Origin of the sequence: Candidatus Symbiopectobacterium endolongispinus, assembly GCF_018777385.1 — a bacterium.
Lineage (GTDB): Bacteria > Pseudomonadota > Gammaproteobacteria > Enterobacterales > Enterobacteriaceae > Symbiopectobacterium > Symbiopectobacterium endolongispinus.
In genome coordinates, this window is sequence record NZ_JAFJYB010000004.1 from 609,353 (window position 1) to 630,436 (window position 21,084).

At 52.9% G+C, this 21,084-nt stretch carries 17 protein-coding genes and 8 pseudogenes; 22 read left to right on the forward strand and 3 right to left on the reverse strand.

What is annotated here, in order from left to right; translation table 11 throughout:
- Positions 1 to 91: 91 nt before the first annotated feature.
- The 3 genes and pseudogenes from eno (at position 92) to bglB (ending at position 4,505) form a co-directional block, all read left to right on the forward strand.
- On the forward strand, positions 92 to 1,393 hold the full coding sequence (gene eno, locus JZM30_RS18620; protein WP_252320504.1) for a phosphopyruvate hydratase: 1,302 nt from the start codon (positions 92 to 94) through the stop codon (positions 1,391 to 1,393).
- 369 nt (positions 1,394 to 1,762) lie between these two features.
- A pseudogene (locus JZM30_RS18625) lies at positions 1,763 to 3,325 on the forward strand (MFS transporter).
- 39 nt (positions 3,326 to 3,364) lie between these two features.
- A pseudogene (gene bglB, locus JZM30_RS18630) lies at positions 3,365 to 4,505 on the forward strand (beta-galactosidase BglB).
- A 56-nt stretch (positions 4,506 to 4,561) separates the two neighbouring features.
- Here bglB and JZM30_RS18635 read toward each other — a convergent pair.
- Positions 4,562 to 5,458: pseudogene (locus JZM30_RS18635) on the reverse strand (MBL fold metallo-hydrolase); the annotation flags it as partial.
- A gap of 301 nt (positions 5,459 to 5,759) precedes the next feature.
- On the opposite strand from JZM30_RS18635, the gene queE reads away from it, so the two are divergent.
- Positions 5,760 to 6,431, forward strand: a complete 672-nt coding sequence (gene queE, locus JZM30_RS18640; protein ID WP_252320506.1) for a 7-carboxy-7-deazaguanine synthase QueE — start codon at positions 5,760 to 5,762, stop codon at positions 6,429 to 6,431.
- Between the two features lie 16 nt (positions 6,432 to 6,447).
- Here the strand turns inward: queE and queD are convergent, their stop codons facing one another.
- Positions 6,448 to 6,858: a 6-carboxytetrahydropterin synthase QueD gene (gene queD, locus JZM30_RS18645; RefSeq protein WP_252320508.1), complete on the reverse strand. Its 411-nt coding sequence runs from the start codon at positions 6,856 to 6,858 to the stop codon at positions 6,448 to 6,450.
- A gap of 258 nt (positions 6,859 to 7,116) precedes the next feature.
- On the opposite strand from queD, the pseudogene JZM30_RS18650 reads away from it, so the two are divergent.
- From JZM30_RS18650 to cysH, 3 genes and pseudogenes are all read left to right on the forward strand, one after another.
- Positions 7,117 to 8,837, forward strand: a pseudogene (locus JZM30_RS18650) (sulfite reductase flavoprotein subunit alpha).
- A 32-nt stretch (positions 8,838 to 8,869) separates the two neighbouring features.
- Positions 8,870 to 10,577, forward strand: a pseudogene (gene cysI / locus JZM30_RS18655) (assimilatory sulfite reductase (NADPH) hemoprotein subunit).
- A 12-nt stretch (positions 10,578 to 10,589) separates the two neighbouring features.
- Positions 10,590 to 11,324, forward strand: coding sequence for a phosphoadenosine phosphosulfate reductase (cysH, locus tag JZM30_RS18660; protein WP_252320643.1), 735 nt, complete (start codon positions 10,590 to 10,592; stop codon positions 11,322 to 11,324).
- A gap of 207 nt (positions 11,325 to 11,531) precedes the next feature.
- Here the strand turns inward: cysH and JZM30_RS18665 are convergent, their stop codons facing one another.
- Positions 11,532 to 12,266, reverse strand: coding sequence for an XRE family transcriptional regulator (locus tag JZM30_RS18665; protein ID WP_252320510.1), 735 nt, complete (start codon positions 12,264 to 12,266; stop codon positions 11,532 to 11,534).
- Positions 12,267 to 12,522: 256 nt separating this feature from the next.
- Here JZM30_RS18665 and JZM30_RS18670 point away from each other — a divergent pair, with 256 nt between their 5' ends.
- The 15 genes and pseudogenes from JZM30_RS18670 to JZM30_RS18740 all read left to right on the forward strand — a co-directional run bounded on the left by JZM30_RS18670 (position 12,523) and on the right by JZM30_RS18740 (position 20,835).
- The gene (locus tag JZM30_RS18670) at positions 12,523 to 12,966 is read left to right on the forward strand and encodes an antiterminator Q family protein (protein WP_252320645.1); all 444 of its coding nucleotides are present in this window, start codon (positions 12,523 to 12,525) and stop codon (positions 12,964 to 12,966) included.
- Between the two features lie 289 nt (positions 12,967 to 13,255).
- A complete protein-coding gene (locus JZM30_RS18675; RefSeq protein ID WP_252320512.1) occupies positions 13,256 to 13,660 on the forward strand; it encodes a hypothetical protein in 405 nt (134 codons plus the stop codon).
- Positions 13,661 to 14,112: 452 nt separating this feature from the next.
- On the forward strand, positions 14,113 to 14,331 hold the full coding sequence (locus JZM30_RS18680) for a class II holin family protein (RefSeq protein ID WP_252320514.1): 219 nt from the start codon (positions 14,113 to 14,115) through the stop codon (positions 14,329 to 14,331).
- On the forward strand, positions 14,324 to 14,878 hold the full coding sequence (locus JZM30_RS18685) for a lysozyme (RefSeq protein WP_252320516.1): 555 nt from the start codon (positions 14,324 to 14,326) through the stop codon (positions 14,876 to 14,878). The genes JZM30_RS18680 and JZM30_RS18685 overlap by 8 nt, the downstream gene beginning before the upstream one ends.
- 4 nt (positions 14,879 to 14,882) lie before the next feature.
- Positions 14,883 to 15,410: a hypothetical protein gene (locus JZM30_RS18690; RefSeq protein ID WP_252320518.1), complete on the forward strand. Its 528-nt coding sequence runs from the start codon at positions 14,883 to 14,885 to the stop codon at positions 15,408 to 15,410.
- 66 nt (positions 15,411 to 15,476) lie between these two features.
- On the forward strand, positions 15,477 to 15,878 hold the full coding sequence (gene gpU, locus JZM30_RS18695; RefSeq protein WP_252320520.1) for a phage tail terminator protein: 402 nt from the start codon (positions 15,477 to 15,479) through the stop codon (positions 15,876 to 15,878).
- A 7-nt stretch (positions 15,879 to 15,885) separates the two neighbouring features.
- Positions 15,886 to 16,283: pseudogene (locus JZM30_RS18700) on the forward strand (phage tail tube protein); the annotation flags it as partial.
- A gap of 101 nt (positions 16,284 to 16,384) precedes the next feature.
- A complete protein-coding gene (locus JZM30_RS18705; RefSeq protein ID WP_252320521.1) occupies positions 16,385 to 16,621 on the forward strand; it encodes a phage minor tail protein domain-containing protein in 237 nt (78 codons plus the stop codon).
- Positions 16,572 to 16,769, forward strand: coding sequence for a phage minor tail protein domain-containing protein (locus tag JZM30_RS18710; protein ID WP_252320523.1), 198 nt, complete (start codon positions 16,572 to 16,574; stop codon positions 16,767 to 16,769). The genes JZM30_RS18705 and JZM30_RS18710 overlap by 50 nt, the downstream gene beginning before the upstream one ends.
- A gap of 20 nt (positions 16,770 to 16,789) precedes the next feature.
- Positions 16,790 to 17,095 carry a phage tail assembly protein T gene (locus tag JZM30_RS18715; RefSeq protein WP_252320525.1) on the forward strand — a complete coding sequence of 102 codons (306 nt, stop codon included), beginning with the start codon at positions 16,790 to 16,792 and terminating at the stop codon, positions 17,093 to 17,095.
- Positions 17,076 to 18,428: a phage tail tape measure C-terminal domain-containing protein gene (locus tag JZM30_RS18720; RefSeq protein WP_252320527.1), complete on the forward strand. Its 1,353-nt coding sequence runs from the start codon at positions 17,076 to 17,078 to the stop codon at positions 18,426 to 18,428. Before JZM30_RS18715 ends, JZM30_RS18720 begins: the two co-directional genes overlap by 20 nt.
- Positions 18,428 to 18,610 carry a phage tail protein gene (locus JZM30_RS18725; protein WP_252320529.1) on the forward strand — a complete coding sequence of 61 codons (183 nt, stop codon included), beginning with the start codon at positions 18,428 to 18,430 and terminating at the stop codon, positions 18,608 to 18,610. Before JZM30_RS18720 ends, JZM30_RS18725 begins: the two co-directional genes overlap by 1 nt.
- A gap of 238 nt (positions 18,611 to 18,848) precedes the next feature.
- Positions 18,849 to 19,585, forward strand: a pseudogene (locus tag JZM30_RS18730) (phage minor tail protein L).
- Positions 19,586 to 19,607: 22 nt separating this feature from the next.
- Positions 19,608 to 20,336, forward strand: a pseudogene (locus JZM30_RS18735) (C40 family peptidase).
- Positions 20,320 to 20,835 (forward strand): tail assembly protein, encoded by a 516-nt coding sequence (locus tag JZM30_RS18740; protein WP_252320531.1) that lies wholly within the window; start codon positions 20,320 to 20,322, stop codon positions 20,833 to 20,835. Before JZM30_RS18735 ends, JZM30_RS18740 begins: the two are co-directional and overlap by 17 nt.
- Positions 20,836 to 21,084: the final 249 nt, after the last annotated feature.

Consider the following 21,084-nt stretch of genomic DNA (forward strand, 5'->3'; position numbering starts at 1 on the left):
GTACCGCGCGTTGTTCGTCTAAGGTTTTAGTTTAAGGCTCGGTTTTATATACAGAATCGGTTTTAGTTTAACTTGTACTGAGGAAAATCTAATGTCTAAAATCGTTAAAGTCATTGGCCGTGAAATCATCGACTCACGCGGAAACCCGACCGTTGAAGCGGAAGTGCACCTGGAAGGTGGTTTCGTTGGTCTGGCTGCTGCTCCGTCAGGCGCTTCCACAGGCTCTCGCGAAGCGCTGGAACTGCGTGATGGCGACAAATCCCGTTTCCTGGGCAAAGGCATAACCAAAGCCGTTGCCGCTGTGAACGGACCGCTGGCGCAGGCCATTCTGGGCAAAGGTGCCAAAGATCAGGCTGCCATCGACCAGGTAATGATCGACCTGGACGGTACTGACAACAAATCCAACTTTGGTGCTAACGCCATTCTGGCGGTGTCTCTGGCTAACTCCAAAGCAGCAGCAGCGTCCAAAGGTCAACCGCTGTACGAACACATCGCTGAACTGAACGGCACCCCAGGCAAATTCTCCATGCCTCTGCCTATGATGAACATCATCAACGGTGGCGAACACGCTGACAACAACGTTGATATTCAAGAGTTCATGATTCAGCCGGTTGGCGCGAAAACGGTGAAAGAAACGATCCGTATCGGTTCTGAAGTGTTCCATCACCTGGCGAAAGTGCTGAAAGGCAAAGGCCTGAACACCGCTGTTGGCGACGAAGGCGGCTACGCGCCGAACCTGGGCTCCAACGCAGAAGCACTGGCTGTTATCGCTGAAGCGGTAAAAAATGCCGGTTACGTGCTGGGCAAAGACGTTACGCTGGCTATGGACTGTGCCGCTTCTGAGTTCTACAACAAAGAAACCGGCAACTACGAACTGAAAGGCGAAGGCAAAACCTTCACTTCTCAAGAGTTCACTCACTATCTGGAAGGCCTGACCAAAGAGTACCCGATCGTTTCTATCGAAGACGGTCTGGACGAATCTGATTGGGACGGTTTTGCTTACCAGACCAAAGTACTGGGCGACAAAATCCAGCTGGTTGGTGACGACCTGTTCGTAACCAACACCAAGATCCTGAAAGAAGGCATCGAAAAAGGCATCGCTAACTCCATCCTGATCAAATTTAACCAGATCGGTTCTCTGTCCGAAACTCTGGCTGCTATCAAGATGGCTAAAGATGCGGGCTACACTGCCGTTATCTCTCACCGTTCTGGCGAAACCGAAGACGCTACCATCGCCGATCTGGCGGTAGGTACTGCGGCTGGTCAGATCAAAACTGGTTCCATGAGCCGTTCTGATCGCGTTGCCAAGTACAACCAACTGATCCGTATCGAAGAAGCACTGGCTGGCCGTGCTGCATTCAACGGTCTGAAAGAAGTGAAAGGCCAGGCGTAATTGCCTGTCTGCTGCCGGGACTTATCGCCCGGCTATCTAAGCCCGGAAACGCGTAAGCGTCTCCGGGTTTTATTATTTTTGTTCTCTGTGATTATCCCCTTCACTTCAGTATCCCTATCTGCTCCTGTGCTTACCACCCTGTGATCGCCATAAACGAACCGCTGGTTTTATTGGTTTAAAATGACTTTTTATAAAAAACCTTGAGGTCGATCGTTACGTTCTTCCCTGGGATGCCAATCCCGCTCGGGGCGTGGCAACGGTGCAAAGGTTTTCCCAACGTCCCGGCAGTAGTTTAGCTATCACGGTAGTAAAGGGTTTGTACCCTGCCGCATTACCTTCATAAAGACAATGACACAGGAAGGATGGCAAATGAAAACGCGTAAAATTGGACTGGCCAACTATTTGGCTTACGGCTCAGGTGATTTTCCCGGTGCGGGAACCACGGCGCTAACGGCGGCATGGTTGCTCTATTTTTACACCACGTTTTGTGGCTTGACGCCCATTGAAGCCACGTTTATTTTCGCGATGGCCAGAGCACTGGATGCCGTTGTCAGCCCGCTGATGGGGTTCTTGACGGACAACTTTGGCTCAACCCGATTGGGTAAACGCTTTGGCCGCCGTAAGTTCTTTATTTTGCTCGGTATTCCCTATGTGTTTAGCTACAGCTTTATGTAAGTGGGCGACATGGGGTACTGGTACTATCTGTTGACCTATTTGGTGTTTGATGTGGTCTACACCATGATTCTGGTACCGTATGAAACGCTGGTACCGGAAATGACCGATGATTTTAAACAGAAAACCAAATTCTCCGGTGCACGTATCGCGCTGGCGCAGCTTTCTGCCATTCTGGCGGCGTTCCTGCCAGGCATTCTGCTCAGTCACTTTGACAAAGACAACGCCATTTCCTTCTTCTACTCAAGCCTGGTGTTCTCGGTGATTTGCGCCACAGTGCTGACGCTGGTCTATTTCTTTACCTGGGAACGGCCGCGCGAAGAGATGTCAGCGGCGTCACTACAGGCAGAAAAGGAACGCCAGTCACTGACGCTGGGACAAAGCCTGAAGCTACTGAGCGTCGAACTCTCTTCCACGCTGCGCATTCGTATTTTCCGTCAACATCTCGGGATGTACCTCGGCGGCTACATTGCACAGGACGTGTTTAACGCGGTGTTCACCTACTACGTCGTCTTTGTACTGATGCAAAGCCCTACGGTGGCCTCCAATCTGATGGGTACCATGGCTATCCTGCAGTTACTGGCGGTGATTGGCATGATCCCGCTGTGCATTCGCTTCGGACCGGCTCCCTCTTACCGCTTAGTGGTTTGCCTGTTCGGTCTGGCGGCGATGTCTTACGGCTTGCTCTATTACAGCGGCCTGCACGATATGTTCTCTTTGCTGTTGCTGATCTCTGCGTTGGCGGGGCTGGGGCGTGGTGGTATCAACTACGTACCATGGAATACTTACATCTACATTGCCGATGTGGATGAAGTGATCACCGCACAACGTCGTGAAGGGATCTTTGCCGGGATCATGACGCTGACTCGCAAGGCTTCTCAGGCCGGCGCGGTGATGTTGGTCGGCGTGGTGTTGCAACTGTCTGGGTTTGTTTCATGGCAGAGCGTACAGGCACCGGGCGTAAGTCATACCATCCTGATGGTGCTCAGTGTCGGCACAGTCTGCGTGCCGGCGTTAGGTTTTTTGGTCTCATTACGGTTTAAACTGAACCTGCAAACACACCAGACACTGCGTGAAGAGACGCTAAAAATGCGTGAAACTGGACGTCCGGTGCCGGAACGCATCACGCCAAAGGCACGTCAGGTGGTGGAAATGCTCTCTGGCATGTCTTATGAATCGCTGTGGGGCAACAACAATATCGGTTACCTGAATCGCCATAAACAACCGGCGCATTCAGCAACCCAGGTGACTCAGCATTAACCGCATGAACGCATTAACGATAAGAGTGGATGATAATCTATGACCGTATTCAGTGTTAAACATAGCCCGCTGCTGCGTCAGCCTGAGCACTTTATCTCTCGCGACGATCTGAAGGCGCTGATCTGCCGCATTACCGATAATCTGGTCAATATCAAGGATGAAACCGGTGAGTTTCTGCTGCGGTTGGATGATGGTCGTGTCATCGATACCAAGGGCTGGGCCGGGTGGGAATGGACGCACGGTATTGGCCTTTACGGCATTTACCAATATTATCAACAGACGGGTGATGACCAGATGCGAGCCATCATTGATGATTGGTTCGAGGCACGTCTGGCGGAAGGTACGCCTACCAAAAACGTCAACACGGTCTGCCAGTTCCTGACGCTGGCCTATCGCTATGAAGAGACGCGTGATGCCCGTTGGGTGCCTTATTTGGAGCGCTGGGCGGAGTGGGTGATGTATGACATGCCGCGCACCCAGAAAAACGGTTTGCAGCATATCGTCTACAACAGCGAAAACACCGATCAACTGTGGGACGACACCATGATGATGAGTGTGCTGCCGCTGGCAAAAATTGGCAAACTACTCAACCGCCCCGAGTTTATCGAAGAGGCAACCTACCAGTTCTTACTGCACGTGCAGTATCTGATGGATCGACGCAGCGGCCTGTGGTTCCACGGCTTGGACGTTTGATGGCAAGCACAATTTTGCCGAAGTGCGTTGGGCGCGCGGCAATAGCTGGCTGACGGTAGCCATTCCTGAGTTTATCGAACTGCTGGAATTGCCTGAAGGAAATGCAACGCGCCGCTTCCTGTTGCAGGTGCTGGAAAGCCAGATTGAAGCGCTGGCGCAGTATCAGGATGACAGTGGTCTGTGGCATACGCTGCTGGATGACGCAAACTCTTACGTGGAAAGCTCCGCTACCGCAGGGTTTGCCTATGGTATTCTGAAAGCGGTGCGCAAACGCTATGTGGATAAGCGCTATGCCGAGATGGCGGAAAAAGCGATTCGCGGCGTGATTGCCAATATAAATCCGCAAGGCGAGCTGGTCAATGTGTCGTTTGGTACGGCGATGGGCCGCGATCTGGACTACTACCGCCAGATCCCGCTGACCTCCATGCCTTACGGTCAGGCGATGGCAATCCTGTGCCTGTCTGAGTATCTGCGCGTCTATCTGTAAGCGATAAACCGAAGATTGCCCCGCGAAAGCACTACGTTGCTTCGCGGGGTTTGGCGTTATTTCAGTCCGTTCAGGCTGTAATTCACCGGGATCCAGCGATAACCGTTGGTGGTGCCGTTGCGTTCCACGCGGGTATTTACATGGCCGATGCCCGGGAACGGCAGGTGCGCGCCCGCCACCAGATAGCCTTCACTGTCTGCCTGAGCAAACAGGGCTTAGCGGGTTTTGGTCGCCTGATCCATATCTGAATCGAAGCTGATGGTGGTTTCCGGTATCGGCATTTGCACTGCTTCGGCGTGCACGATATCGCCCCATGCCAGCAATTTATTGCCGTCACTGACGATGCTATAGGCGGTATGCCCCGGCGTATGGCCTGGCGCAAACACTGGCGTAATGCCAGGCAGCAGTGGGGCATCCCCGCTGAAGGTTTTCACTTTATTTGCTGCCGCCAGGATCTTAAAGACGTCCTGAACCCGTTGGAAAGCGGGCTTGCGTTCAGGGGCGGCTTGCGCCAGATGCTGCGGATCTAACCAGAAATCATACTCTTTTTGCGAAACGTAAACGGTCGCATTCGGGTAGGAGAGCTTGCCGTTTTGCACCAGACCGCCAAAATGGTCGCCGTGCAGGTGGGTCATCAGGATAGTATCGACCTGTTCTGGACGATAGCCCGACGCCAATAGGTTTTTCTGTACTTTTCCGACGTTGCTGTTGGCCTGCGTGCCGTTACCGGTATCAATCAACACCAGATTTTTACCTGTGTTGATCAGAAACGCATTGATGGAAGTTTCAACCGTGGGGGATAAGGATTTCTCTGCCAGCAACTGGCGAATGGTGTTGGGATCGGTGTGCGTGAGCAGTTTGTCCATCGGCATAGCGTTGGTGCCATCTGAAAGCGCGGTAATTTCATATTGCCCCAACAACTGCCGATAGTGGCCGGGTTGGGTTTTGACTTGCGTCGTGGCTTCAGCCACTGCGACATCGGGGAGGCATCGCTATCAGGCGCGCCGCTTTCAAAGGTTTCATCGTATCGTTCCTTGTCGTAAACACCGTGAAAAAGAAATGGGCAATCCCCTTGATTATTAACCGAACTGCAACATTCCTCAAATGTTATCACCCCCTATCGTAACGTTATAATGCAACGGCTATCTGGCGCGGTCACGCGATGTGGGGTTTGGCGCAACACAGGCAATCTGTGATAATGACGGTTTACCAGCCTGCCCGTGCTGGCACCCGATAGTTAAGTGATAGGATGTTATGCTGTACCCAATAAATGAGATGTTTCAAACCCTGCAAGGTGAAGGTTTTTTTACCGGTGTTCCGGCGATTTTTGTACGTTTGCAAGGGTGTCCGGTGGGTTGCAGTTGGTGCGATACCAAACACACCTGGGATAAGTTTGCTGAGCGTGAAACCACACTGGAGAATATTCTGGTAAAGACGCAGGAGAGCGATGCTTGGGCACCGGCCAGCCCGGAAGCGATTCTGGCGCGCATCCAGCAAGAGGGGTATAGCACCCGGCATATCGTTATCACGGGGGGAGAGCCTTGTGTCCATGATTTGACGCCGCTGACCGACTATCTCGAGCAAAACGGCTATCGCTGCCAGATAGAAACCAACGGCACCCATGATGTGCGCTGTTCGCCGCAAACCTGGGTCACGGTCTCACCCAAAGTGAATATGCGCGGCGGCATGGTGGTGCTCGACCTGGCATTAGTGCGCGCTGATGAAATCAAGCATCCTGTGGCGAGAGAGAAAGACATTGAGGCGCTGGATGCTCTGCTGGCGCGTTTACACGATGACAAAGCACGGATTATCGCCCTACAGCCAATCAGCCAGAAAGACGCGGCGACCAAGCTCTGTATCGAAATCTGTATCGCGCGTAATTGGCGTCTGTCGATGCAGACGCACAAGTATCTGAATATCGCCTGATGGCAGGCCGAACCTTTTATTCCCCCCGATAAACGCAGCCCGCCGTGCAGGTTTCTTTCACCGTCACGGCGCTCAGCAGAGGCAGTGTGGGTTTTAACTGCTGCCAGATCCAGTGCGCCAGCACCTCGCTGGTGGGGTTTTCCAAGCCGGGGATTTCATTGAGGTAGTGGTGATCCAACTGCTGCCAAACCGGATTGAATACTGCTTTCAAGTCTGCGAAATCCATCACCCAGCCGGTATGCGGGTCGACTTCACCGGTGATTTCCAGTCTCACCATAAAGGAATGTCCGTGCAAACGGCCACATTTGTGCCCTTCCGGCACGTGCGGTAGGTGGTGGGCGGCTTCAAACTGAAAATCTTTAAATAGGGTAGTGACCGTAACAACGTTCCTGAAGGGATAACCGAGCGTAAACAAAAGCCGTCGCATACTACCGGAAAGTCGTCCTTGAAGCACGTTTGGTTGAAGAATAATCTGATTGATAGGGTGTTCATCTAATCAGGAGACCTATAACGCTTTAAGCGTTAAGGATTATCAGAAAAACCATTTAGGCATTTTGGTTATTAAATATTGCCGTCGCGTCTTTAATTGTTGCGCGCTGGATAGGTAACCTTATATTCCATACAACTTTAGATTGCATAAATATCGCTATATGGCGGGACGACTTACAAGGACACTGAAATCACGATGACCACTCCGGTTTCGTTGCTGCCGCTTAGTGCTGGGCAGCTTGCGCGTTTGCAGAGCGCCACGGGGGATTTCTCTCCAGCGCAGCTGGCCTGGCTGTCAGGCTATTTTTGGGGCGTTGCGCAGGGCAATGGGGCTCAGAGCGGTGCCGTGTCTGCCGTATCGCTCCCGGCCAGTGTCGCTGCGCCTGCCTAAAGCATTACCCTTATCTCCGCATCGCAAACGGGCAATGCCAGCCGCGTGGCGGAACAACTGCGTGACGATTTGCTGGCTGCCAAGCTTGCGGTCACGCTGGTGAATGCAGGCGATTATAAATTTAAGCAAATTGCGCAGGAAACGCTGTTGCTGGTGGTGACCTCCACGCAAGGGGAGGGGGAACCGCCGGAAGAGGCCGTGGCGCTGCATAAATTCCTGTTATCCAAAAAAGCTCCTGCGCTAAAAAACCACGTCGTTTGCGGTGTTCGGATTGGGGGATACCTCTTACGAATTCTTCTGTAAAGCCGGCAAAGATGTTGATGGTCGATTGGCAGAGCTGTGTACAGAGCGCCTGCTAGATCGCGTGGACGCCGATGTTGACTATCAGGCGGCCGCTGAGCAGTGGCGTCGGCAGATTGTTGATATCATTCAGGCGCGTATACCGGCACAAGGTGCTGCGGTGGTTCAGGCGAGCGCCAGCGGAACGTGGGATGAAATTTCTAGCAGTCCGTACAGTAAAACCGCGCCTTACACGGCGAGTTTCGCCGTGAATCAGAAAATCACGGGGCGTGCGTCCGATAAGGATGTGCGCCATATCGAGATCGATCTGGGGGGATTCCGGGCTGCGCTATCAGCCGGGTGATGCGCTTGGCGTGTGGTATCAAAACGATCCGGCGCTGGTACAAGAGTTACTGGAATTGCTGTGGTTGAAAGGGGATGAGCTTGTGACCGTGGCGGGAGAGACATTGCCTTTGTCACAGGCGCTGCAACGCCATTTCGAACTGACGCAAAACACGGCGCCGCTGGTGGATATGGTGCGTCAGGCACCGACGGAATTGACGCCGGAGCAACTGATTGGCTGGCTGCGACCGTTGACGCCTCGCCTCTATTCCATTGCCTCTTCCCAGGCTGAAGCCGAAAGTGAAGTGCATATCACCGTTGGTGTTGTGCGCTACGACTATGAGGGACGTGCGCGAACGGGCGGTGCATCAGGTTATCTGGCGGATCGTTTGAATGAAGACGATGAGATTCAGGTCTTTATTGAACATAACGATCACTTCCGCCTGCCTGCCGATCCCTCGACGTCCGTCATCATGATCGGACCTGGCACCGGCATTGCTCCGTTTCGTGCCTTTATGCAACAGCGCGAAGCGGACGGTGCTGAAGGCAAAAACTGGCTGTTTTTCGGCAACCCGCACTTTACCGAAGATTTTCTCTATCAGGTGGAATGGCAGCGCTACGTGAAAGACGGGCTGCTGACGCATATCGATCTGGACTGGTCGCGCGATCAAGCACACAAGATCTATGTGCAGGACAAACTGCGCGAGAAGGGCGAACAAGTGTGGCGCTGGATCCAGGACGGCGCACATCTCTACGTGTGTGGCGATGCCAACCGTATGGCGAAAGATGTGGAGCAGGCGCTGCTGGACATCATCGTTACCCACGGCGGTCTGGATGTCGAACAGGACGATGAGTTTTTAAGTGAACTGCGCCTTGAGCGCCGTTATCAGCGCGATGTGTACTAGCGAAATCTTTATCAATGAGCGAAAAATTACCAATCGATGAACGTTATCCCGGCCCGTTAGTGGTAGAAGGGAAACTCGCTGATGCGGAGCGCCTGAAGCGGGAAAGTAACTACCTGCGCGGTACCATTGCTGAAGATTTGCAGGAAGGGCTGACGGGCGGTTTTAACGGCGATAACTTTTTGCTGATCCGTTTTCACGGCATGTGTCAGCAGGATGACCGTGATATTCGCGCTGAGCGTGCCGAGCAAAAGCTGGAACCGCGTCATGCCATGATGCTGCGCTGCCGTTTGCCCGGTGGCGTGATGACGCCGGAACAGTGGTTGGGGATTGATAAATTTGCTGCCGAGAGCACGCTCTATGGCAGCATTCTTATCACCAACCGCCAAACCTTTCAGTTTCACGGTATTCTGAAGCCGAACTTGAAACCGGCGCACCAGTTGCTGAACCATCTTGGGCTGGATGCGTTGGCGACTGCCAACGATGTGAACCGTAACTACTTCTAACCCGGTGGAATCCGAGCTGCATCAGCAGGCCTATGACTGGGCGAAGAAGATCTCCGAGCATCTGTTGCCACGTACCCGTGCCTACGCCGAGATCTGGCAGGATCAAGAGAAAGTCGCTACCACCGATGAAGAACCGATCCTCGGGGCGACCTATTTGCCGCGCAAGTTCAAAACCACGGTAGTGATCCCGCCGCAAAACGATGTCGATCTGCACGCCAACGATCTTAATTTTATCGCTATTGCCGATAATGGCCGTCTGGTCGGTTTCAACGTGTTGGTAGGTGGCGGCCTTTCTATCGCCCACGGCTATAAGGCAACCTATCCGCGCACTGCCAGTGAGCTGGGTTATATTCCTATTGAGCATACGCTGGCCGTGGCCGAAGCGGTAGTGACCACGCAACGTGACTGGGGTAATCGCACCAACCGCAAAAATGCCAAAACCAAATATACGCTGGAGCGTGTCGGCGTTGACACCTTCAAACGTGAAGTGGAAAAGCGCGCGGGCGTGACCTTTGAATCGGTGCGCCCGTATAAATTTACTGGCCGTGGCGATCGCATTGGCTGGGTGAAAGGCATCGATAGCAAATGGCACCTGACGCTGTTTATCGAAAATGGCCGTATTCTCGATTATCCAGGGCGCCCGTTGAAAACAGGGTTGGCTGAAATTGCCAAAATCCATAAAGGGGATTTCCGCCTCACGGCTAACCAAAACCTGATTGTGGCGGGCGTGAGTACGCGCAATAAAGCGAAGATTGAAGCGCTGGCGCGCGAGCACGGGTTGATTGACGATAGCGTCAGCGAGCAGCGTAAAAACTAGATGGCCTGCGTATCCTTCCCAACCTGTCCGCTGGCGATGGCGGAGGCCGAGCGTTTTCTGCCGGAATTTGTCACCGAGGTGGAAGGCATTATGCAGCGCCGCGGCGTTGGCGACGAGCATATCGTACTGCGGGTAACCGGCTGTCCGAACGTCTGTGGCCGCGCCATGCTAGCGGAAATTGGTCTGGTGGGGAAAGCCGTTGGGCGCTACAACCTGCATCTGGGCGGTAACCGCGAAGGCACGCGCATTCCGCGTATGTATCGCGAAAATATCACGCAGGCGGAGATCCTGGGCGAACTGGATAGTCTGATTGGCCGCTGGGCGCTGGAGCGCCAGCAGGGAGAAGGGTTTGGTGACTTTGCGATTCGTAGCGGCATTATCAAGCCGGTGCTCGATCCGGCGCGCGATTTTTACGATTAACCGGGAGGCATGATGTCGGTATTCTCTCTTGAAGCGCTCAATGCGCTACCCAAACCGGAGCAGGCGCAAGTGCTGGCAGAAACCAACGCCCAGTTGGAAACGCTCTCCGCCGAGGCGCGCGTAGCCTGGGCTCTGGAGCACTTGCCGGGAGAGTACGTTCTCTCTTCCAGTTTCGGTATTCAGGCGGCGGTAAGCCTGCATTTGGTCACGCAACTGCGCCCTGATATTCCGGTTATCCTCACCGATACCGACTACCTGTTCCCGGAGACCTACCAGTTTATCGATACACTGACCGAGCAGTTGAAACTCAATCTGAAGGTGTATCGCGCCGAGCACTCCCCGGCCTGGCAGGAAGCACGCTATGGCAAGCTGTGGGAACAGGGCGTTGAAGGCATTGAGCAGTACAACCAGCTAAATAAAGTAGAACCGATGAATCGCGGGCTGAGTGAGCTACAAGCACAAACCTGGTTTGCCGGGTTGCGGCGCGAGCAGTCTGGCAGCCGTGGACATCTGCTGGTGCTGGCTATCCAACGCGGCGTATTCAAGGTGTTGCCGATTATCGATTGGGATAACAAGCAGGTGTATCAATACCTCAAGCAGAACGGTTTGTCCTACCATCCGCTGTGGGATCAAGGATACCTGTCCGTAGGGGATACGCATACCACGCGTAAATGGGAACCGGGAATAAGCGAAGAAGAAACGCGATTCTTTGGTTTGAAACGGGAGTGTGGGTTGCACGAGGGGTGAGTGTCACCTCCATCCTTCCAGCCCACTTCCGTCATTCACGCACACCTCCGTCATTCCCGCAAAGGCGGGAATCTCCTACAGGCGAAACAGGTTTCGTCTAACAGAGATCCCCGGCTTTCGCCGAGGATGACGAGGGGGACAATGACTTTTCAGCAGTCTGCGACCGTTGGTAAACAGCCTTTTTTGTGCACAGTGCTGGCACAGTAATCAGTAGTCCAGCACCGCCCACCAGAATACGCGCCCGATAATATTGACTTCGCTGAGGGATTTCTCTTCCACGGGATGCTCAGCACTGTTGTAACTGCGGATGCTTACCGTGTTTGGCCCAACTTGGTACAGCAACTTAATGCGGTTCCAACCGTTTTGGCTGATGGCGTAGATCTTGCCATCAATAATACGCTTATCGTTGGTGTTGACGGCGACGGTTGTTCCATCGGGAATAAACGGTTCCATGCTGTCGCCCTTGGCCGGGAAACAGAGTACGCCAGAACCATCCGAATTGGCACCGACGCGGCGTAGGGTCGATTTGGAAAATCGCAGCTTAAACCCGTTATGATCTTTATCCATGATGCGCCCAGTCCCGCGGGCGAATTCAATATCTTTCAGAAACGGCACTTCCACTTCATCATCCCACAAGGGGGTGTGGCTGTCCCACACATCAACCGTTCCCCACTGGGATTCCGGCGGAACGTTGGAGCGCGAGTCGTAAGGTGCTGCCGCAGGCGAACGCATCGGTTCATCACCATTTGCCAGCCATTCCGGACGGACTCCCAACGCATCGGCGATATCAATGATACGCGAGGTTCCTTTCGCCTGACCGGAGGTTAAGCGCCAGATGGTTGGCTGAGCCATGTTAACGGCACGTGCCAGTTGCCCCTGAGTCATTCCCGTCAGCGACATCGCATGGTTGAGCCGTTCTGCCAAAGTGTTCATCGTTTTCATGCCAGTAACTTTATAGCATTAGTTATTGCTTTTCAAGTGAAACGGCAATACCTTTTGCTATTATCGATAGTTAAAGGTATTATCACACTAACAACACCGGCTGCGCGTGAGTAACGGACGTTAGTTCTTAATTAAATCAATAGCTTTTCGGTGGCAGTCTATGGCTGCCGCTCTTTTGTTACTCCGGGGGACGGTGCGGCAAGAACCCAATGGTCTTGTCAGATAACGGCATAGAAACAACAAAGGTGGCGAGATGATTCGTGATATCCAAAAGGTGCTCGAGCGCTATGGCGCATGGGCTTCTCATACTGAACACGGGCTGTATTACTCATCGGTGGCGGCGGGCTTCCGTGGGCTGCTGCCATCCAGCCGGCGCTCGCGCCCGTCGTGTTGCGATGACGATGGGTTGATTGTTAATGGGGCGATGGCGTGTTTGAAAAAACGCGACCCGTATCTGCATGTGCTATTGGAGTGGCATTATGTGCTTGGCCTGCCGGTGAGGGCGATTGGTACCAAACTGGGCATTTCACATACGCTGGTGTTAAAGCAGCTACAAATGGCAGAAGGATTTATCGATGGCTGCCTGAGCATGATGGATATCAAACTGGATATCGATCTTGAATGCCAAAAAGAGCTGGTTTATACGCCGAAAATAAAAAGGTGGTGGAATTCCAAAAGGCGATATAGTCTGAAAAAATGATTATTTCATCTTATTCCTAATGCGAAGTTTATTTCCTATGACAAGCGTTTTTTTGTGAATGGTTAATTGTCTTAATTAACGGATAGTCTGAAGGATGTGCGTATATATTTTGATTTTTCGCAAGGAAAGGTGTATTTGTGCGTGTAGTATCGTTCACAGTAGAACGCATGACAGAGGAGTGCATTGCCTTCGTAATCACCGACCGAAACAGTAAATCAGGAATATTCCAGATTAGTCTTATCGTAAAAAATTGAAAGTCATGTCGCCACTTCGTCCTTTAACGAGGTCTATGATGAAGACGCTGCTGTTATTCATGTTGGTTCCTGTGTTGCTTTCTGGGTGTTCGACGCGGTGGGTGAAAATTCGTGATAATCCGACTGACCATGTTACTTCAAGGACCCTGTGCCGGGTTAGCGCTGAACAGCGATTTCCGGTTCGCAATGAAGTGATCAATCGCACCAACTACCGCACTGTCACTGAGCCTTGTGATTATAAACGGTGGTGCGGTGGGCAAAAGTACAGAACTTATGACGTTGAGAAATTACAAAGCTATGTCACGGATGTTAACGACGGCAGCCGTAACAGTTCCTATCACGACTGTATGTTGGATAATGGCTGGCAGCAACAGACCAAATCAAATTGGGAATGGGATAGAACACCCATTACGCTGCAATATACCGGGCCGGCGAAATAATTACCGGGCGTGAACGTATTATCGCGTGTAAACAGAATGGCGATATCATTTTTTATCGTGTTCTCTTAGAAAGCGGTTGTGGAATTCCAAAAAGACATTTACTCTACAAAAAATGCTTATTTGGCTCGGTGTCATAAAGGCTATCTGTTGATTAAAATAAACATTAAAAATGTTGTGGAATTCCAAATGACAAGGTAGCCTGTTAAAAATCGTTAATTTACAGTAACCCCAAAAAGGCTTCGCTTGTGCGAGGCCTTTTTGGGGTTACGAATATATGATGTTAATAGCGATCTGACTTATTTTACTTTTTTTAAAATTTATTTTGCATGCCGATGTAACGCCTCTATCGTTCTTTGACATCACGGCTATTGAGATGCCGACACGTTATTAATAACGACTTTCCGCTTTTTGTTCTTATCACTGTAGGCACCCCGTACGACGGCGGTGAGGTTATGCGTATGTATAAATTGACGACGGGCATCTCCTATGGCGCTTCGGGCGCTACCGGCAGTTACTGGATGCTTCAGTTACTTGATACCGTTTCTCCAAACCAGTGGACAGCTATTGGTGTGATGGGGAGTTTGCTGTTTGGTCTGCTGACTTTTCTGGTGAATTTGTTTTTCAAAATCAGGGAAGACCGGCGCAGAGAAAAGGGAATGCATAATGAGTAGACGCAAGATAGTCGCTGCGGTGTTGTGTTCTGTCAGCGTGATCATTGCCATGGTGCTGAATAATAGCGATAGCTATTACTCCCAACAGGGCAATGCTTTGCGCTTCAGCCAGGCCGCGATGGAAGTGATGGGGAATGCTGAGGGGTGCCGACGGGATTTTTACCTGTGCCCGGCCCGCATCAGCACTCAGGGCATTTGCCATACGCGGCGTGTTACAGGGGCTGTCTCGCTGGCCGATGAACAGCAGGTTGCCCGTTGGTTCGCAGAAGATCAGTTGGATGCGCAAAACTGCCTTGAGCGGAATGTTGAGCGCAAATTGGGCGCGCGCTTGCCACAGAACGTTTTTGACGGTGTTGGTAGCTTTGTGTTCAACGTTGGTTGTGCGAATTCCCTGACGTCCACGCTGTACCGCTACCTGACGGCAGGCTCTTATCTTGCCGCCTGTCATCAACTTAGCCGTTGGGTCTATGTCGGGCAGGAGGTGCTTCCGGGGCTGGTGGCGCGTCGCGCCAAAGAGCAGGCGCTGTGCCTGGCTGTGCAGAAGTAGCCCGATGATGAAAATCAACCTATTGCTGACGGGGTGTGCACTCGCGGCTGCCTTTGGTGCCGGTTGGTCTCTGCAAGGGATTCGTTGGGAGGTTGATATTGCCGCTCGTGACAAGCAATCCAATGAGCTGCGCCGGGCGCAGCAACAATCGATTATCGCGCAGCAGTCGTTTACTTTTCAGCGCTTGAATCAGATAGCCGCCGATGCCTATCAGCGCAGTCTCTCTATCAAGGCCGACTCGGATGAAAAACAGATTATTTACCGCACGATCGTCAAGCGCGATCCGGTGGGGCGTCAGTGCGTGCCTGATGCTGTGTCTGGGCGGTTGCTCGACGACGCGCACCGTCTACGTGCCCGCGTCATGCACAGCGTTGCCCCAGACGCTAACGCAGCCCGTCGTGGTGCCGCTACCGCCGGTTGCCGATTGACCTACGCCCAGGCCGTTTACTGGATTGAGCCACTGTTGGCGGCACTGGAACAGGCTAACAGCCAGCTTGATGCAATACGTACTGCACAGGCCGACAGAAAGTAACTCGCTGTCCCCCAGTCGTCAGCTCGTTAACCCTACCGACAATCAACTACGGATGACATGCCAATCATGATGAAGCATATGCAGCTACGTGCTGCGGTTTTGGCTGCGCTGCGCGCCGCTATCGCCGAACACACCACTTTTATTGACGGGAGCCCCGTCGCCTTAACGCCAGACAGCTTGCCCGCCATCGCGGTCTACATAAGTGATGCACAACCGGTGGAAAACGCACTGGATGAGGCGCTGTGGCAAGCCAGCCTACACGTTGAGCTTTTCGAAAAGGCGGAGAGCCCGGATTCGACGCTGGATGAAAAGATGGTGCAGAAAATTTCCCCGACGCTGATGTCAGTGTCAGTGCTTAAGGAGAGTACGCAAACCTTCTCAACGCAGCGGTATGACTATCGACGCGATGAAGAAGGGAGCATTTGGAGGTCTGCGTACCTCGAATTTTCAATAACTTATTATCAGTGAGGCAATTATGTCTACAACAGAAGCCATTAAAGGTGCAGGAACAACGCTTTGGGTTTTTACCGGCACCGGTGACCCTTATGCAAACCCAACGGGCGACAGCGGTTGGACCCGTTTGGCGCAGGTCAAAGAGTTGACGCCGGGTGGAGCGATACGGCACAGGGCATCAAATCAGCGGGGGACACCAGTTTCACTCTGGCGTGGAAAGCAGGCGATCTGGGGCAACAGGAACTGGTGGATTGGTTTACCTCTGGCGCCGTGCGCGGCTACAAAATCAAGTATGCCAACGGCGTGGTTGATGTGTTTAAGGGCTGGGTCAGTGCGTTAGGGAAATCGATTCCCGTTAAGGAAGTGATCACCCGCACCGCGAAGGTCACCAATACCGGCAAACCGGTGCTAGCGGAAGATGCGCCGGCGGCGGTAACGCCTTAAGGCAGCGTGCGTCGCTGCTTTTTTTATGCCCCGCGTACGCGTGGCTTATTCGGTAAACATCATATCAAGGAGAACACATGTACCTGAAAACCGAGCCTTTTGGCCACAATCAGGTGGTGCTGTCTGAGCTGTCATGGTTGCAGCGCATCGAGTATCTCGAAGCCATTGTTGAACACATGAGCGCTGTGGAGAACATTCCTGACGCTATTCCCGAGGCCAAGAAAATGGCCTTTTGGCAGCCTGACCATCAAGCTGCACGCCTGGTTGGTATCCCGCTCGCTGTGGCAACGGGATCGGGAACGCGCCTTGGATGACATTTTCAATCGGGTGCTCAACGACTGGCCACCGCGCTTGATCAATGAGGCTGCGCTGCTGGTTCAGCAACTCAGCGGTATCGCACCCGAAAGTGCCGGTGAGGAATCCGCTGGTGGCAGCACGTCCAGCACGCCGGTAAAGTCTTAGCCGCACAGGTGCGTTTTGCGATGCGTCTGGCTCGGGAGTTCCGGCGTCATGACTGGCGCACGATGCTGTCTGAACTCTCTTCCAGTGAGTTATCGGAATGGTTTGCGTTCTATCAGGAGCACTACTTTTCCGATGTACTACTGGATGCGGAGTGTTGCGCCTTGCGTGCCACCATGCTGGCGTTGACGGGTCATCGAGACATCCCGTTACAGCAACTCAGCCTGTTACAGCCAACGGTTGAGCCTGAAACGATGAGTGACGATGAACTGATGACAATAGGCGAAGGATTATTTGGAGGGGTTCGTTATGGCCCAGACAATCGATGAACAGGCATTAAATTTTAACGCTGTGTTGTTAAACAGTAGCGTGCTGCGCGTGCAGCAGGATTTGCTGTCGCTGGGAAGTGTCGTTATCCTGGCGACGAAGAGTTTTTCTCAATTGGTCGCCCAGCAGAGCGCCGCGTTGAAAGCGAGTGATGTGCGAGCCCAGCCGGGCACCTGGTCGGCACAACGCGTGATGGTGCAAGGGAGCGCTGATTTTAACGATACCAGCGGTTTTATGCTGGCAGGACTGAATGGTATTGGCACCGACCAATCGAAAGATAAAACGGAGGTGAAAACCTGGCGGGACGGCCTGATTGAGTCATGGAGCGAATACGCCAAAGTGGCTTCAGATACCTATACCCAGGTGAAAACCGGCAGTGAGGCGGTGTTCAAAACGCTGGATGCGGGATTAACGCGCTTTGTAAAAACCGGCAAACTTAATCTCTCAAATTTTGCCGAATCCATGTTGAGCATGTTAGCGAACGTGGCGCTAAGGGCATCAATGGTCGAAGGGGTTAACGCCATTCTTGGTTTTTTCGATATTTCGACAACCACCAAGGATAAAGATAAGGATAAAGACCCGGGTAAAAATAAGCAGAACGCATCTTCAAATCCGGCAACCACGGTGGTGCAGCGCAATGATGACCAGAAAAGCAATAATAGCCCGGAAGCCGGGGCGTCGAATAACAATATTGGCAAAACCTGGGTAGATGGTCTGAGCGAGTCCTGGGGGAAATATTCCGAGAGCGCGCTGGACTCTTATTCAATTATTCAGGCTGGAGGAGAAGCGGCATTCCAACAGTTGGATAATAGCGTGATGAATTTTGTGCGGACCGGAAAACTCAATTTCTCCTCTTTCGCCGAATCGGTGTTGGGCATGCTGGCGGAAATCGCAGTGAAGTCGGCGCTGGTGCAGGGGGTAAATGCGTTAATGGGGGAGTTTGGTCTCACCGCCAACGCCAAAGGTGGTGTGTATACCTCATCAAGCCTGTCGGCCTATTCGGGGCAGGTGGTCGATCGCCCCACGCTGTTTACCTTCGCCAAAGGGGCCGGACTGATGGGCGAGGCCGGACCGGAAGCCATTATGCCGCTGACACGTAACGCCAACGGTGTACTTGGGGTACGAGCCGTGGGCGGCGTGAGTGGCAATACGGCACCGCAGGTCAGTATCAATATCGCCAGAGATGGTCGCATCTCTCAGACCTCATCGGCCGGATTGGAACAATTTGGCAGTGAGATAGGTAGCTTTGTCGATCAACGATTTAAATCGCTGCTGACCCGGGAAATGGGGCAGGGACGCATGTTAAGCACGGCAATGAAAGGGCGGAGAAGCTAATGGCAATTGAAACATTTCACTGGCCGCAGCAAATCGGCAATCAGCCAGAGGTGCAATACAGCGAAACGGTACGCAAAGTGCAGTTTGGCGATGGCTATACGCAACTGTCCGGCACGGGGTTAAACGGGGAAACCATCACTTTTCCCTACGCGTTTCGCGGCACGCTCGACACCGCTGTCTAGATTCGCGATTTCTTGCGGTGTCATCGTAAGAAATCATTCCAATGGCCCCCCCCCCCCCCCCCCGCATGAAAAGCCGGGGCTCTATCGGGTGGTAGAGGACTCGATAAAGTTTGCTCCGGCCGGTAACGTTCAGGGGGTGATCACCGCGACCTTCGTCCAGTGGTATGGCGTGTAATTAGCGCTTCTTTCATCACCCTTCCCCAGCCTGAGCGCTGGTTTTTTTGTCTCTGGAGACCCGATGTCTATCAATCTCGACGCCCAACAGTTGGCGCCTGGCGATCGCGTGCGCTTGTATGAAGTGGATTGCACCGCATTCGATGGCCCGGAACTCTATTTTCATAACCATCCTATCTCGCATAGCGCCGACGAGCTTGCCGCAGCTGCGGGGGATGAAGGTAAGCTCCCAGCCAAATCCCTCTGGGGTGGCAGGGTAAAGAGTACAAGGCATGGCCGACGCATATTGAGGGGCTGGAAATGACCAGCGATGGCAGCGCCCACACGCCCACGTTGGCAGTGGGTAATATCGACGGCACTATCACTGCGCTGTGTCTGGTCTACCAAAATCTGGCGCAGGCCACGGTGCGCATTCACACCACCTTTGCCCACTATCTTGATGCGCGCAATTTCCCTGATGGCAACAACAGCGCTGACCCGACGCAAGAGCGGCTGGAAGTCTGGTACATCGACAGCAAGGCCAACGAGGACAGCGAATCGGTCACGTTCAATCTCTCTTCTCCTGCGGATTTGCAGGGGATCATGATCCCCACCCGGCAGATTCACAGCCTGTGTACCTGGTGTTCACGCGGGCAGTATCGCGGTGCATCCTGCGGCTACACCGGGTCGCGCTATTTCGATATTGACGGCAACCCGGTTGATGATCCGTCAAAGGATGAATGTTCCGGGCTGCTTTCCACCGGCTGTAAACCGCGTTTTGGCGACGCGGCAGAATTGCCGTTCGGCGGCTTTACGGGTTAGGTACTAATTAAGAGGTAATAATGTGAAACTGGGGAATTTGATCGTCAGCGCGATCCTCGCCCATGCTGAGCAAGAATATCCGCGCTAAGCGTGCGGCGTGATCGTGCACAATCAACAGCGGCAACGCTATGTGCCTTGTCGCAATCTGGCACAGGCGCCGCAGGATCATTTTATCATGGGCCCCGAGGACTATGCGCAGGCGGAAGACAGCGGCACGCTGGTGGCGATCGTGCACAGCCACCCCGATGATACCACCACGCCCAGCGCCGTCGATCTTGCCCAGTGCGATCAATCGCAACTGCCCTGGGTGATCGTCAGTTGGCCGGAAGGCGATGTTCGCACCCTGATGCCACAGCAGGGTATTAAGTCGCTGTTGGCGCGTCCTTTTGTGCACGGCATTTGGGATTGCTACGTCATTGTGCGCGACTGGTATCAACTTGAGCGCAATATTCAACTGCCGAATTTTGCGCGCACCGACGATTGGTGGAACCGTGGCAAAAACCTGTATATGACGCACTACCGCGACGCGGGGTTTATGCCGGTGACGGATGATATTGCGTCGGGTGACGTGATCATAATGCAAGTGCGCGCCAGCGAGCCGAATCATGCTGGCGTCTACGTTGGCAACGGTGAAATGCTGCACCATATGTACGGTCAGCTCAGCCAGAAAGTGCCCTACGGCGGCTACTGGCTGGACAGAACCATTATCCGACTGCGTTATACCGGAGGGAATCATGACGTTAGCCATTGAGTATCAGCCGTTAAAAACCATTCGGCTTTACGGCGTATTGGGCGCAACCTTTGGTCGTGTACATCTCTTGGCGGTGGAAACCAGGCAAGAGGCCATTAAAGCGCTGAGGGTGATTATTCCCGGTTTTGAAAAGTTTTTGCTGAGCAGCAAGTCGCGCGGTTTGGCGTATGCCGTATTTGACGGTAAACGCAATCTTGCTCATGAAGAATTGGACTTTATCGTTGCGGATGATATTCGCATTGCTCCGGTCATTATTGGCAGCAAACAGGCGGGGTTGTTCCAAACGATTCTCGGCGCAGTTTTGGTTGCGGTGGGCTATTTTACCTTTGGTACGACATCCACTATCGGTGTGGGTATGATGATGGGCGGCGCTTCTATGGCACTTGGCGGGCCGGTTAACTCCATTGCACAGGGCAATCCGGTCCCGATTCTTTATGGCCGCCGTCGTGTTGGCGGCGCGATTATTTCTGCCGGAGTTTACGCGGAAGACCAGCAATAATTATTGCCTTCATCAACGTTTTACCGATGCTGTCGTGCTTTATTTACCGTAGTATGCACACTGCCAAGGTAAAAAAATGAAAGCATCCTTATTATTGCCATTGCAATTATGGTTTCTGCCCATTCTGTTTTTCGCCGTATTGTTATTACCGGAAGGTGCTATCGCCAAATCGCAGCCCGTTAATAACTAGCAAATAAAACAAGCCATCATCGATGAGTATACCTACAATTAAGCACGTAACGGCAGCAG

Excerpts from the sequence above, each read along its gene's own strand:
- cysH (WP_252320643.1), top strand. The coding sequence starts at position 10,590 with ATGTCGGTATTCTCTCTTGAAGCGCTCAATGCGCTACCCAAACCGGAG.
- JZM30_RS18665 (WP_252320510.1), bottom strand. The coding sequence starts at position 12,266 with ATGAAAACGATGAACACTTTGGCAGAACGGCTCAACCATGCGATGTCG.
- gpU (WP_252320520.1), top strand. The coding sequence starts at position 15,477 with ATGATGAAGCATATGCAGCTACGTGCTGCGGTTTTGGCTGCGCTGCGC.
- JZM30_RS18705 (WP_252320521.1), top strand. The coding sequence starts at position 16,385 with ATGTACCTGAAAACCGAGCCTTTTGGCCACAATCAGGTGGTGCTGTCT.
- queE (WP_252320506.1), top strand. The coding sequence starts at position 5,760 with ATGCTGTACCCAATAAATGAGATGTTTCAAACCCTGCAAGGTGAAGGT.
- JZM30_RS18690 (WP_252320518.1), top strand. The coding sequence starts at position 14,883 with ATGATGAAAATCAACCTATTGCTGACGGGGTGTGCACTCGCGGCTGCC.
- eno (WP_252320504.1), top strand. The coding sequence starts at position 92 with ATGTCTAAAATCGTTAAAGTCATTGGCCGTGAAATCATCGACTCACGC.
- JZM30_RS18740 (WP_252320531.1), top strand. The coding sequence starts at position 20,320 with ATGACGTTAGCCATTGAGTATCAGCCGTTAAAAACCATTCGGCTTTAC.
- JZM30_RS18675 (WP_252320512.1), top strand. The coding sequence starts at position 13,256 with ATGATGAAGACGCTGCTGTTATTCATGTTGGTTCCTGTGTTGCTTTCT.
- JZM30_RS18680 (WP_252320514.1), top strand. The coding sequence starts at position 14,113 with ATGCGTATGTATAAATTGACGACGGGCATCTCCTATGGCGCTTCGGGC.
- JZM30_RS18685 (WP_252320516.1), top strand. The coding sequence starts at position 14,324 with ATGAGTAGACGCAAGATAGTCGCTGCGGTGTTGTGTTCTGTCAGCGTG.
- JZM30_RS18715 (WP_252320525.1), top strand. The coding sequence starts at position 16,790 with ATGCGTCTGGCTCGGGAGTTCCGGCGTCATGACTGGCGCACGATGCTG.
- queD (WP_252320508.1), bottom strand. The coding sequence starts at position 6,858 with ATGCGACGGCTTTTGTTTACGCTCGGTTATCCCTTCAGGAACGTTGTT.
- JZM30_RS18720 (WP_252320527.1), top strand. The coding sequence starts at position 17,076 with ATGGCCCAGACAATCGATGAACAGGCATTAAATTTTAACGCTGTGTTG.
- JZM30_RS18725 (WP_252320529.1), top strand. The coding sequence starts at position 18,428 with ATGGCAATTGAAACATTTCACTGGCCGCAGCAAATCGGCAATCAGCCA.